Origin of the sequence: Robertmurraya beringensis (assembly GCF_042433785.1) — a bacterium.
Lineage (GTDB): Bacteria > Bacillota > Bacilli > Bacillales > Cytobacillaceae > Robertmurraya_A > Robertmurraya_A beringensis.
Genome location: NZ_JBHLUU010000126.1, coordinates 93234 through 106347, shown reverse-complemented (window position 1 = coordinate 106347; position 13114 = coordinate 93234). Strand labels below are relative to the sequence as shown.

Genomic DNA, 13114 nt, shown 5'->3' with positions numbered 1-13114 from the left:
TACCATCAAGCCGAACATATTTAACTGTATATAACAAGTAAGGAAATATATTCTGATTAATGATGCTTCTAATATACACGAAATATATGTGAATAGTCAATAAGTTATCGCTAGAATTTCACTCAATTTGAAAGACTTTCCACCTATGAAAATCATCTTTTGAAATGGAAAAAATACCTATTCTACTAAAAAGGAATTTGGTATGATTTAAATAGAATCATATCCTTAATAGAAGAAGAGGGATAGCAATGAAGAAAGAGCATTTAACAGTTCAAGAGATTGATGATATTCTTGAAAAATTAGGAAATGAAGATAGTGGTCAAATAAAATATGGCTATTCAAATAAAAAGGCAATAAAAAACATTACCGCAAAAATTAATCAAGCAGCAAGGCAAGTACAATTGATTTTTTCTGATTTAATGCTGGGTGAAGAACTCAATATCAATATGTTAGAGAAAGAAATCCTTCCTGTAATATTTCAAGCTTCAGAAATCCCTCATATCTATCACTTATTTTATGAATTAAACAAAACCGAAGAATATACATACAAGCATCCCATTGGTGTAGGAATAATCTCCTTGATGATTGGTAAGTGGTTAAAGCTCTCAGAAGGAGAACTGAGAGAATTAGCAATCGGAGCGACTTTGCATGATATTGGTAAAACAAGGATTAATCCATTTATTTTAAATAAAAAAGGAAAGCTTACAAAGGAAGAATACGAGGAAGTGCAGCTTCATACTAGCTATGGATATGAAATTCTTCGTAAGATTGATCAGTTAAGTGACCGAGTGGCTCTTGTGGCTCTTCATCATCATGAACGGGAGGACGGAAGGGGATATCCTAAGGGGCTTGAAGGCAATCAAATTGATGTGTATTCCAAAATTGTCGCGATAGCTGATATGTTTCATGCGATGTTATCTAGACGTGCTTATCAAGAGCCGCTGCCATATTATACGGCATTAAGACAGCTTCAAGATCATGCATTCGGAAAATTGGATGCTAATATTACACTGTTGTTTCTGTATAAATTAATGGACAGTATTATCGGTCGATCCGTTATGCTAAGTGACGGAAGGATTGGGAAAATCCTAATGGTTGACCAATACGATCCTCTCAGGATTCTTTTGCAAGTAAATGATCAAATCATCGACCTCAAAATGAATCGTGAGTTAAATATTGAGAAAGTCGTAAACGATGAATAAGGTGTAAGCTCTAGCATATATTTTTATAAGGAAAATTTGAAATGATAAGGGTGAGGACATGTACCGATTTTCCATTGACAAAGAGGATTGGATTTTACGATTCTCTCCCAATATCCAAGTTCCGAAAGACGTTCAGTTAACAATAGTGAATTGGATTATTCAGCTAGGAAATCTTCTCCCATCTTATGCGCATGGCCAGTCCTTTCTTATTAAAAGTGAAGAAGAAGGAATCATTGTTTTTAATGTTGAGAAAGTACCATCACTTATCCTTACCGTATCTAATATTATACCTAAAGAAAAATGTTTTCATCAAAAGGGAAAACTTATTAATCACTGGAAATGGTAAACGGCCACATATGGCCGTTTTTTTCATTTAATTAGATTCCTTAGTTAATTGGTTATTTTGACTAAAAGTGAGTTGAAATTTAGTTAAAGTGCCAATGACTTGTTAGAATAATCAAACTATAATAAAAGGAGATGTGATGAAAGCTGACATGGAAAGGTGCATTTTGAAGGGGGAAAGAGAAATGGATGACAAATGGAATGCTTTTATGAACGACCACCTAAATATCCAACAAACGGAGTCGGGACCATTAAAAGGGCTTTCCTTCGGTGTAAAGGATGTATTTGAGATAAAGGATTATCGAAGCAGTGCGGGAAATCCAGATTGGTTTCAGTCTCATCAAGCTTCTAAGCGACACGCACCTGTTATTAATCAACTGTTAGAGAGAGGCGCTTGTCTGAAAGGTACGACCCATACGGATGAATTAATGTATAGTTTGAATGGTGAAAACTTTCATTATGGGACACCGGTTAATCCTAGGGCATCAGACCGTATACCTGGTGGATCTTCAAGTGGGTCAGCTGTGGCGGTTTCTGCTGGGGTAGTGGATTTTGCACTTGGGACTGATACAGGAGGATCGATTCGTGTTCCTTCATCCTATTGTGGGATATATGGGTTTAGACCTACACATGGACTAGTTGATAGTACGGGTGTAATCCCACTTGCTAAAAGCTTTGATACGGTTGGTTGGATGACAAGAGATCCGAACTTATTGCTTGCAGTGGGCGAGGTTCTTATAGATAAAGGGCCGAATGATATGGAAGGGTTTTCCACGTTGTTTTTTGAAAATGAAGCTTGGTCATATTTAGATAACCAAACAAAAGGTAGTTATTTAAGAAAGATTGAAGTGTTAAAAGAAAACTATAGTGCTCAATATGTGAACATCGCAAAGGGTGGACTTTCAAAGTGGGCAGAATTATTCAGGAATAATCAAGGCATTGAGATTTGGGATGAACATGGAGATTGGATAAAACGTGTGAATCCTGCCTTTGGTCCAGGCATTGCTGAACGATTTCAATGGGCAAGTACGTTAAATAGAGAGCACTTAAGTGAATATGAGGAGGAAAGGGAGCTAATAAAGGATCAACTATCTGAATTATTAAATAAAAATGGTCTGTTAGTATTACCTACTACCCCAGGGGAAGCACCAAAGCGAAATTTATCAGTAGAAAAAATGGAACAATATCGTTCGAAGACGATGAAGCTGACTTGTATAGCGGGCCTTTCGGGGTTTCCGCAAGTGACAATTCCTTTAATAAAAGAGAATGGAATTCCGATTGGATTATCTTTCATCGCCAATCATCATTCCGATTTAAAATTATTGCAATGGGTACAGCGATTAACAAATCAATTAGTGAAAATAGGTGATACTCCATGAAATTAGCAACAATAAAATATAGGAATCAAGAAGAAGCTGCCATTATACATGGTGAAGACGCGATATTAATAAAAGAATTAAATAAAATTGACGGGGCGAACTGGGAAACTTCTATATTTGATTTGTTACAAACGAACCAGCTGGAAGAGTTGAAAACTTGGTATCAAAATAAAGATGCTAACGGGCTGTGTTTTTATCCGAAAATTAAAACACAAGACTTTATATATACGGCCCTATATACAAAACCAAAGAAAATACTTGGAGTGGGGATGAACTACCTTGAAAAGGCAAAAGAGATGTCTTTTACACCAATTGAAACAGAACCAGTAAGTTTTATGAAACCAGATTCCAGCCTCATTGGCCCGATGGAAATGATAAGATTACCTGCTTACTCTCATACAGTGACAGCGGAAGGGGAGCTAGGAATTATTATTGGTAAGATGTGTCGAAATATAGAGGAAGATGAGGTGCCAGGTGTTGTGGCAGGATTCGCGGCAACTTTAGATATGACTGCAAAAGATCTTCATGGACGTAATCCTCGATTTCTGCAAATTTCAAAAATATTTGATACTTTTTTTAGCTTAGGTCCACAACTGGTTACTATAGATGAGGTTACTAATATAAACGAAATAACCGTACAAACAGTTTTAAATGGAGAGATATATCACTCGGGTGAGGTCGCAAATATGCTAATTAGTCCCTGGTCTATCGTTTCTTTTTTTTCGAAAATTGTCACTTTATCTCCAGGAGATATTATCATGACGGGGACACCTGGATCTGTTGTTTTAAAAGAAAATGATATGGTTGAATGTCGAATAAATGAATTTGCACCATTGCGAAATCCTGTTAAATCAGAAGGGGCAACAAAAATTTATTAGTATTCTAGTAAATAATAATTTTATGGAGGGACTATCTAATGTATCGATCCTTACATTCTTCCTATCGACCTACCACTATGGCGACGAATGGTATGATTACCACTCCTCACTATTTAGCTTCACAAGCAGGTATGAAAGTACTGCAGGAAGGAGGAAATGCAGTAGAAGCTGCCATTGCAGCTGCTTCCACCATTGGTGTTGTATATCCGCATATGAATGGAACAGGTGGTGACAATTTTTGGTTAATATATAATTCCTATAACAAGGAACTGAGAGCGTTAAATAGCAGTGGTCGGTCTGGTGAACTTGCAACGATTGATTTTTACAAGAAGCAAGGATTAGAAAAAATTCCACCCAGGGGGGCTCTAGCTGCCAATACGATTCCGGGTGCAATTGCAGGCTGGGAAAAGGCTTTTCGATATTCCGCGGAAAATATGAGGGGCTATTTTCGATGGGAAGAGTTGCTTCAATCTGCTATTGGCTACGCAAAAGACGGGTATCCGGTTACTCCTAGTCAGGAATATTGGACCCGTGTGAATCTGGACGAAACCGACAATCAGTTTAGGTGTTTGCAGAAATACTCTGAGTTTAAAAAAATATTTACAACATCAAGTGGCCTTTCTTATTCCGTGGGTGAATTAATGAAACAACCTGATTTAGCAATTACATTAGAGGGAATAGCTGAAGAAGGCAGCGACTTGTTTTATAAAGGGATGTTGGCGAAGAGTATTACGGAAGATCTTAATGCATATGGGGGAATATTAACTGCCGAGGACTTTGCTTCTCATCATTCCGATTGGGTTGAACCAATTTCGGTGGATTATCGCGGACACACGGTGTATAATCTGCCTCCTAATACACAAGGTTTTGCTTCGTTGTCCATATTAAATATATTGAATCAATTTGACGTGCCATCTTTGACAGAAGGTTCCGCCGATTATTATCACTTGCTAATTGAAGCTACTAAACTAGCTTTTGAGGATCGTGATCGTTATCTAACAGATCCTGACTTTTCCTATATCCCGCTAGAGAAGCTTCTTTCCTCGAAACGAGGAGAAGAGTTGGCTCGTAAAATTAAATTTAATAAAAGTAACCAATTAGAGAAGAGGTTGGATCCAAAGGGAGATACAGTTTGGCTTGGTGTGGTTGACCGGTACGGAAATTCTGTGTCACTTATACAAAGCATTTATCATGAGTACGGTTCTGGTTTTATCCCTAAAAATACAGGGATAGTCCTACAAAATCGAGGCAGCTTCTTTTCTTTAAATGAGAATGATGTCAATTGCCTTCAACCAAAAAAGCGAACCTATCATACTCTCAATCCTGCGATGCTGTTTAAAGGAGGGGAGCCCTACTTGGTATATGGGACGATGGGAGGAGAAGGACAACCACAAACCCAAGCTGCCTTAGTAACAAGAATCATTGATTATCACTATTCCGTTCAAGCTGCGATTGAAGCACCAAGATGGTTATACGGACGTACGTGGGGAGCTGAATCCAACAGCGTAAAAGTAGAAGGAAGAATCTCTAGTGATATCTGTAGAGAGCTAAAAGAAATAGGTCATGAGATTGAGAGGGTATCAGATTTTAGTGATATTATGGGTCATGCAGGTGCGATATTAATTAACCCGGATAGCAAGATCAAGTATGGTGGAGCGGATCCGCGTGGAGACGGTGCGGCACTTGGTTACTAGCGTAAAAATATGGACCAAATATAGAAAGTGGGTGTTCTTTTAGATGAGACTGCAATGGGATATTTTTGTCGCATTTTTTAGGTCCGGAATGTTAGGGTTTGGTGGTGGTCCCTCGACGATTCCTCTTGTACATAAAGAAGTGGTAGGGACGTTTAAATGGATGAATGATCAGGAGTTTAGTGATGTGTTGGCATTAGGGAATACTCTCCCGGGGCCGATAGCGACGAAGATGGCGGGATATATTGGTTACCGAGTGGGAGGGATCAGGGGTATGCTCAATGCTGTAATTGCTACTGTCCTTCCAACTATTCTGTTAATGTTACTTTTGTTAACATCATTTAATAAAGTAAAGGATCATCCTAGGGTTGAAGGAATGACTAATGGAGTCGTCCCAATTGTTGGAGTCATGATGGCTACACTAACTTGGGATTTTATCAAAAAAACAAGACAAGGCTTTGGTTGGAAAAAGGGAGTCTTTCTTCTATTGGGCAGCTTTATTGTGATGGAAATTCTAAATGTGCATCCAGGGATTGTTATTGGAGGGTTGTTAGTTATAGCAGTTACCATGTCTGATAAGAAGGAAAAAATAGAAATACAAGTAAAAGGAAATAGTGAGAGCCTATGATCTATATACAGATTTTCATTGCATTTTTCATTCCTGGTATTATCGGATATGGAGGTGGACCAGCATCCATTCCTTTAATTGAACATGAAGTGGTTAGTCGTTATGGTTGGATGACTACGAGTGAATTTAGTGAAGTATTGGCGCTTGGGAATGCGTTACCGGGACCGATAGCTACCAAAATGGCTGGTTATATTGGCTTTGAGGTAGGTGGAGCACTTGGTGCGGTCACAGGTGTGCTCGCTACGGTTGCCCCTTCGTTATTTATCATGATTGTCTTACTAAGGCTGCTATTCAAATACAAAGAGTCGCCTAAAGTGAAAAGATTATCGATGATTGTCCTGCCTGCAGTAGCTGTTTTGATGGCCGGCCTTACTTTTGATTTTTTTCAAACCTCCTATTTTTCAAATGGTTTATGGTCAACTTTTGTGATCGCTATGGTGAGTCTATTGCTCATCGAAAGGTGGAAGGTGCATCCTGCCTTTGTCATATTTGGAGGGTTAGTAGTCGGTGCGATTTTCCTAAGTTAATAGATAAAAGCAAATAAGCCAAGCTCAGTGTGTTCACACTGGGCTTGGCTTATTGTCATTTAATCTCCCGTGGCTTTTAACTTTGAATGTAAGATTTGGTTAAAGTAACTAAAAAGAAATGATAAGTTTGTAAATGTTAGCTAATGTCAAATTAATCTGAAAATTATATAATAAGTTTATGTTACATTATATGTTATGTTTTGTGACATTTTAAGGTGCGAATGAGTGAATTATCAAAATATGTTAAATAGTGTTACATATTCAAATACGTTGAGTTTTGGAAAGTAAAAGGAGGAGTTGTGATGGGGGCCATACAAAAAGAGGTAGTATCTTTTAAAGGTGTGGATAAAATCTATAACACAGGTACGGTTGCGTTAAGTCAATTGGACTTGTCTATTCAAGAGGGAGAGTTTATTAGTTTCCTAGGCCCTTCAGGTTGCGGGAAGTCAACAGCTTTGAGAATGGTTGCAGGTTTAAGTGAAGCGACAAAAGGTAAGGTAGAGGTGTTCGGACAAAACCCGAAGGATTTGATTCGTAATTCAAATGATATTGCATACGTATTCCAGGATTCGAATTTATTACCGTGGAGAACAGTCCTTGATAACGTGGTGCTCCCTCTAGAGTTAAGAGGATCGAATAAAAATACAAGAAAAGAAATAGCTATGAGAGTTCTAGAAATGGTTGGTTTGAAAGATTATTTAAAGTCCTATCCAAGACAGCTTTCGGGTGGGATGAAAATGAGAGTTTCAATCGCGCGTGCTCTAGCTGCTAAACCGAAGTTGCTTTTAATGGATGAACCGTTTGCTGCATTGGATGAAATGACAAGGCAATCCCTGCAAATGGATTTATTAGACATATGGAAAAAAGAACATACGACTATATTATTTGTTACTCATAATGTATACGAAGCGGTATATCTATCTTCTAAAATTGCAGTTATGTCAGCGCGTCCTGGAAGATTGGCTTCCCTGATAGATGTTGATCTTTCTTATCCAAGAGACAGGGTAAATAGTGCGTTTACGGAATATGTGGATTTAGCTTCTCGAAGTCTTGAGCATAGCTTGAATCGAAAGGAGTTGGTGTAAGAATGACCAGTCAAACAGCAACAACGAATCGTAGTAAATTGGTAGTTGAGTCGAGCATAACGGATAAAAAGAAGGCACGGGGAAAGGTGAAAGGAACGATCATTGGGCCCGTTATTGCTTTGGTGATCTTTCTGTCTTTATGGCAGTCTATTCCAATTGTCTTTGATATCAAACCATTTATTCTCCCGAAACCGACAGATGTTTTACAAGCGGCTATGGATGACTGGCATCTTCTGTGGCCGGCTATTCAGATAACAGTTACAGAATCGATCATTGGGTTCGTCATTAGTGCGATCGTAGGAATTGGAATCTCGATTTTGTTAGCGAGTTCTAGAATATTAGAGGTAAGCCTTTATCCATATGCGGTTATATTACAGACAATCCCGGTTGTGGCGATTGCTCCGATTATTGTTATTTGGTTTGGATCTGGATTTAATTCAATCGTGATTATTTCATTTTTAATTGGATTTTTCCCAGTTGTATCGAACACATTGATGGGTTTGAATTCAGTTGATAAAAATATGGGTGATTTATTTACACTATATAATGCTTCAAAATGGCAAACCATGTGGAAACTTCGGATTCCGGCGGCGATGCCATATATGATGTCTGGATTGAAAATTTCGTGTACGTTGGCGATTGTTGGTGCGATAACAGGGGAGTTTATTGCTGGAATTGGTGGAGGTAGAGGAGGCTTAGGTTATGCCATCACTGTAGCTGCTGTTCAATTAAAAACACCTTATTTATTTGCATGTGCCATTGCTGGTGCGATATTTGGAATTGGTTTTTACCTTCTAGTAAGCTCGATTTCGAGGTTCATGCTTAAATCATGGCACGAGTCTGCGATGAAGGTTGAAAAATAAAGAAAAAGAGAAAAGGGGAGAAGTTGAATGGAAGTGTTAATGAGAGTGAAGTATCTTTTAGTGGGTATGGTCTTAGTTTTAGTATTAGCAGCTTGTGGTAGTACGGAATCTAGTAGCTCTACGACTGAGGGAAGTGAGTCTACTGAAGAGGAAGTAAAAGATGTTAAGGTGGTACTCAACTGGTTTGCGAAAGCTCAGCACGGAGGAGTGTACGCTGCTCGAGAGAATGGCTTGTTTGAAGAGAGTGGATTAAATGTAACGATTGAGCCTGGTGGACCTCAGGTTTCTTCTATTAATATGGTCGCTTCAGGAAAAGCTGAATTTGGTTTAGCTCATGCAGATCAAATAGTGAATGCAAGAAATGAGGGTATTGAACTAGTTGCTCTAGCATCTGCTATGCAAGGGAGTCCACAAGCGTTTATGTTTCACAAAGGAAAGGGAATTGAAGATTTTGATGAATTAAATGGAAGAAAGGTATTTGTGCAGCCTGGGATTGTTTACTGGGAGTATTTAAAGACGCAGTACGACTTGAGTAAGGTGGAAGAATTAGCGCATACAGGTCAACATGGTAATTTTATAGCTGACGAAAATTCTGTGACTCAAGCATTTGTGACATCTGAACCTTACTTTATGGAATTAGATGGTGTAGAAGTAGAAACAAAGCTAATTTCTGATGCTGGTTATGATCCTTACAATATTGTCTTATATGTAACTAAGGATTATCTGGAGGAAAATAAAGAAACGGTAAAAGCATTTACGACTGCGTTTGTTGAGGGGTGGAATCTTTACAAAGATTCTTATGAGGATATTAACAAAGTCATTCAAGAAGATAACCCAGATATTGAGTTGGAATCATTGAAGTTTGAAGCAGAGGCTCAAAGCGAGTTTGTTTATGGCGGGGACGCGGCAGAACATGGAGTAGGTTATATGACAGAAGAGCGTTGGGCGACATTGATTGATCAGTTAAACGAATTAAAAATTTTGGAAGAGACATTTGATGCGAAGGACATTTTTACAACTGAGTTTTTAACTGAGTAAAAATATAAGGGAGAGGGTATATGTGACTCTTGTTGTAGAAGGTAGATTACAAGATTCGGTGTTGGAAAATGAATGGCACCCTGTCTATATTTCTAGTGATTTAGTTGAAAAGCCTGTTGGTGTCATTGTCATGGGAGAAAGAGTGTCGATCTATCGGTCAAAGAAAGGTGTACACGCCTTTAGGGATTTGTGTATTCATAGAGGAGCGATGCTTTCTGAGGGATATGTTGTAGATGATTGTCTTGTTTGTCCCTATCATGGTTGGAAATATGATAACGCAGGTAAATGTGTAAGTATTCCTGCGCAAAGTAAGGATATGAAGATACCGGAAAGAGCTAAAGCGGAAGTTTATCATTGTCAAGAAAAATATGGGATCATCTGGGTTTGTTTAGGTGAACCTACAATAGAATTACCTTCCTTAGAAGAGTTTGAAGACCTTACCCGTAAGCCGTTAGTGTGTGGTCCATATGATGTTAAAGCAGCTGGGACACGGGTGGTTGAAAACTTTACGGATTTTGCTCATTTGATGTATGTTCATGGCGGATTATTGGGACATCCTGATTATGCGGAGCTTCCTGATTTTTCGATTACAAAAGAAAAAGATCGAATTTTCACTTCTGAAGTACCTATATATCAGCCGGTGGCGCATTCTGGATCAGAGGCTCGCGAGGGAACAACTTACGTGTATGTAAAAGAAGTGTTTCGACCAATGTCTGCTCGGTTATCTAAACGAGATGCTGACACGGGACAAACTCTTTGGATTTTGCTTACGGTACTACCGTTAAGTGAAAAAGAATGTAAGGTATTTATGGTGGTATCCAGAAACTATGGCTTTGAAGTATCAGATGAAGACTTTATTAAATTCCAGGACACTGTATTTCAACAGGATGCTTGGATCATTGAAACGCAAAAACCAGAATTACTACCATTAGATTTACAAGCAGAACTGAACCACAAAGTTGACATCCTTTCTGTAGCCTACCGGAGATGGTTAAAGGAACTGGGAGTTACAATAGGTACGGTATAAATAAAAATAAAGTCCCTGAGTAGTAAAACTACTCGGGGATATTTATTTGAGTGGAAATCTATTTTTTTTACAAAAAGAAATCACCTGCTATTTTAGCAGGTGATTAGTAGTAGTTAACTTCCTCTATAAACTTGGTAACCCCAGGGGGAGACTAGTAGTGGAACATGATAATGTGTTGTCGTGTCAACGATGTTGAAACGAACAGGAATCTTATCTAAGAATGGTGGATTGGGTAAATCAATGTTCATGTTGCTAAAATAACTACCAATGTGAAAAACTAACTCATAACAACCGTTTTTTAATTCTTCCTTAGATAAAAAGGGAGAATCAAGTCTCCCATCATCATTTGTTACAGCGGTTTTTAAAAGGCTCCATTCTGTTGAACTTTCTTTTTGAAAATAAAGTTTAATGGTTACGTTGCTGGCTGGTTGGCCGTGAGTTAAATCTAAAATATGTGTAGTTAGACCTGTCATTGTTTCTCCTTTTCTGTTTCTATGTGTTTTGTTGTTCCTACTAATTCTCCTTCTTTGTCCCATTCTCCAGTGAATTCTACTTCTTTATAGTTAAAGAACTGAGTAAGTATTTCTTCCTGATCGTCTAAAAAAAGTTGGTCTGCGACAGCCGAAACGAGTTTGGGTATCCCGAATTTCATTCCGGAAAGTGCAGAGGCGGAAATTCCGCAACTAATTAATGCGGAATAATTAAAAGCAAATATTCCATGTAGTAATTTTTTTCCCTTTTCGTCACGGCTTAAGAATGCGAAACCAGGACTTAAATAAGGGTGTGCGTCGAGTATTGGGTTCGCTTCTGCCTCTGTAGGTTGATAGCGATCTTCCCATCTGGCAATATGCTTTTCAACCAGCTGTAATTCTGGACGAAAAGCCGGGTCGGTTAGTAGACCTGTGCTGATAATTAGAAAATCAAAATGGAATATTCCTTTTGGTGTGGTAATTTTTGCTCCGCAATTGCTTGGCTCGACATGAAGCCATGGAGAGCCAAGGTGAAGATGAAAGCCAGGCCGGGATGATGCGCGAGCAAATGTATCGTTCGTTGGTGGTTGATTATGTTTAAAAAAATGAGAAATGATTTTATATTTATTTGAATCTGTTAAAGAGTGGAAGCGTTCAATCATACCTGATGTTTCCATTTGACGAATCGGGTTAATTCTTGGAAGTTCCTTTCTCCGAACGAAAACATGTGCTTCGGCTACTCCTTCTGTCAGAGCGAAGTTAGCATTATCAAAGGCTGAGGCGCCGCCGCCTAAAATGGCAACTTTCTTCCCTTTTAATTCTTCGAAATCGATAGGCTCTGATGTATGCGCGAAAAGATGCTTAGGTAGATTTTCAGAAATCATGGGTGGAACATGCCACTCTCCGCCGCCTTGTATCCCTGTGGCGAGTATCACTTTTCGAGTGAATATTTTGTTCGTAGACGCCCCTTTTCCTTCGATATGAAGCTGATGTATTCCTTTTTGTGAAGGTTCAATTAATGTAAGTTTAACTTCGTTGATGACAGGCAGTTGAAGTACTTGACGGTACCATCGTAAATAATTCATCCAATCTCTTCTAGGGATTTTGTCAATATTGTCCCAGCTTTTTGCTCCGAATTGTGCTTCCCACCAAGAGCGGAATGTGAGGGAGGGAATACCTAGGTCAACAGAAGTTAATTGTTTGGGAGTTCTTAGTGTTACCATGCGAGCATACGTTTCCCATGGACCTTCGAAGCCTTCGGGATTTTCGTCTAAAACAAGTATATTAGATATCCGCTCTTTTAATAATGCAAAGGCGGCGCCTAAACCGCTTTGGCCGCCGCCTACAATGACGACATCGTAAACGTGTCCATCGGGATGACAGTGAGGGCGAACCCAATTAGTGCCGCCGAAATTGAGATAAGAGAGATCTTTTTTTACCTGTAGATTTAAAGCTTCTAAACTCATAAAATATCATCCTTTCATTTAATGATTTCTTCTAAACGAAGAAGGGCAATTTTGTATATTTCAGTCAAAGCTGTTTCAAACTCAATCTCTTTGCTAGAAGAAATTCGTGTTTTCATCGATTCGTATATTTCGTGTTTGTTCTTTCCACGAACGGCTAAAATGAATGGGAATCCAAATTTATCCATATACTCTTGATTGGTTTTGATGAATTGTTCGTACTCATCATTGGAGAGATTCTGTAACCCAGCCCCTTTTTGTTCTTCGGTAGAATGATCTGTCATTGCGATCCGTTCTCCTAAATTCGGGTGGGCTTTGATTAGTGTTAATTGCTGCTCAGGGGAAGCGTGTTTGACTACGTCTACCATACATCGGTGTAAATGATGTAAGGAAGGAAAAGGTTTTTCGTTGAAAGCTATACGGGCAATCCAAGGGGAATGTTCAAAAATTCCATTCATTATGTTCATAAATTCATCCAGATTTGTATCGTTTATTTGGCTAATTGTGTACATTGGGTTCTC

14 protein-coding genes are annotated in these 13114 nt (G+C 38.7%); 11 read left to right on the top strand and 3 right to left on the bottom strand.

Annotated features, from left to right (window positions below; translation table 11 throughout):
* The first annotated feature begins 248 nt into the window (after positions 1–248).
* The 11 genes from ACFFHF_RS22760 to ACFFHF_RS22710 all read left to right on the top strand — a co-directional run bounded on the left by ACFFHF_RS22760 (position 249) and on the right by ACFFHF_RS22710 (position 10660).
* A complete protein-coding gene (locus ACFFHF_RS22760) occupies positions 249–1202 on the top strand; it encodes an HD-GYP domain-containing protein (protein WP_160547202.1) in 954 nt (317 codons plus the stop codon).
* Between the two features lie 58 nt (positions 1203–1260).
* On the top strand, positions 1261–1548 hold the full coding sequence (locus ACFFHF_RS22755) for a hypothetical protein (protein ID WP_119708881.1): 288 nt from the start codon (positions 1261–1263) through the stop codon (positions 1546–1548).
* Positions 1549–1729: 181 nt separating this feature from the next.
* Entirely contained in the window at positions 1730–2923 is a 1194-nt protein-coding gene (locus ACFFHF_RS22750) for an amidase (RefSeq protein WP_160547203.1), read from the top strand.
* Positions 2920–3801, top strand: a complete 882-nt coding sequence (locus ACFFHF_RS22745; protein ID WP_377059134.1) for a fumarylacetoacetate hydrolase family protein — start codon at positions 2920–2922, stop codon at positions 3799–3801. Before ACFFHF_RS22750 ends, ACFFHF_RS22745 begins: the two co-directional genes overlap by 4 nt.
* Positions 3802–3839: 38 nt before the next feature.
* Positions 3840–5495, top strand: a complete 1656-nt coding sequence (ggt, locus tag ACFFHF_RS22740) for a gamma-glutamyltransferase (RefSeq protein WP_160548821.1) — start codon at positions 3840–3842, stop codon at positions 5493–5495.
* Positions 5496–5538: 43 nt separating this feature from the next.
* Positions 5539–6120 (top strand): chromate transporter, encoded by a 582-nt coding sequence (locus ACFFHF_RS22735; protein ID WP_160548820.1) that lies wholly within the window; start codon positions 5539–5541, stop codon positions 6118–6120.
* On the top strand, positions 6117–6647 hold the full coding sequence (locus ACFFHF_RS22730; RefSeq protein WP_160548819.1) for a chromate transporter: 531 nt from the start codon (positions 6117–6119) through the stop codon (positions 6645–6647). Before ACFFHF_RS22735 ends, ACFFHF_RS22730 begins: the two co-directional genes overlap by 4 nt.
* A gap of 302 nt (positions 6648–6949) precedes the next feature.
* Positions 6950–7732: an ABC transporter ATP-binding protein gene (locus ACFFHF_RS22725; RefSeq protein WP_160548818.1), complete on the top strand. Its 783-nt coding sequence runs from the start codon at positions 6950–6952 to the stop codon at positions 7730–7732.
* Positions 7733–7734: 2 nt separating this feature from the next.
* The gene (locus ACFFHF_RS22720; protein WP_377059133.1) at positions 7735–8595 is read left to right on the top strand and encodes an ABC transporter permease; all 861 of its coding nucleotides are present in this window, start codon (positions 7735–7737) and stop codon (positions 8593–8595) included.
* Between the two features lie 27 nt (positions 8596–8622).
* Positions 8623–9633 (top strand): ABC transporter substrate-binding protein, encoded by a 1011-nt coding sequence (locus tag ACFFHF_RS22715; protein ID WP_160548816.1) that lies wholly within the window; start codon positions 8623–8625, stop codon positions 9631–9633.
* Between the two features lie 22 nt (positions 9634–9655).
* Positions 9656–10660: an aromatic ring-hydroxylating dioxygenase subunit alpha gene (locus tag ACFFHF_RS22710; protein ID WP_377059131.1), complete on the top strand. Its 1005-nt coding sequence runs from the start codon at positions 9656–9658 to the stop codon at positions 10658–10660.
* A gap of 113 nt (positions 10661–10773) precedes the next feature.
* Here ACFFHF_RS22710 and uraH read toward each other — a convergent pair whose 3' ends face one another.
* The 3 genes from uraH to uraD are packed head-to-tail and all read right to left on the bottom strand — an operon-like array spanning position 10774 to position 13105.
* A complete protein-coding gene (gene uraH / locus ACFFHF_RS22705; protein ID WP_160548815.1) occupies positions 10774–11133 on the bottom strand; it encodes a hydroxyisourate hydrolase in 360 nt (119 codons plus the stop codon).
* The gene (locus tag ACFFHF_RS22700) at positions 11130–12596 is read right to left on the bottom strand and encodes an NAD(P)-binding domain-containing protein (RefSeq protein WP_160548814.1); all 1467 of its coding nucleotides are present in this window, start codon (positions 12594–12596) and stop codon (positions 11130–11132) included. Before ACFFHF_RS22700 ends, uraH begins: the two co-directional genes overlap by 4 nt.
* A 14-nt stretch (positions 12597–12610) precedes the next feature.
* The gene (gene uraD / locus ACFFHF_RS22695; protein ID WP_377059130.1) at positions 12611–13105 is read right to left on the bottom strand and encodes a 2-oxo-4-hydroxy-4-carboxy-5-ureidoimidazoline decarboxylase; all 495 of its coding nucleotides are present in this window, start codon (positions 13103–13105) and stop codon (positions 12611–12613) included.
* Positions 13106–13114: the final 9 nt, after the last annotated feature.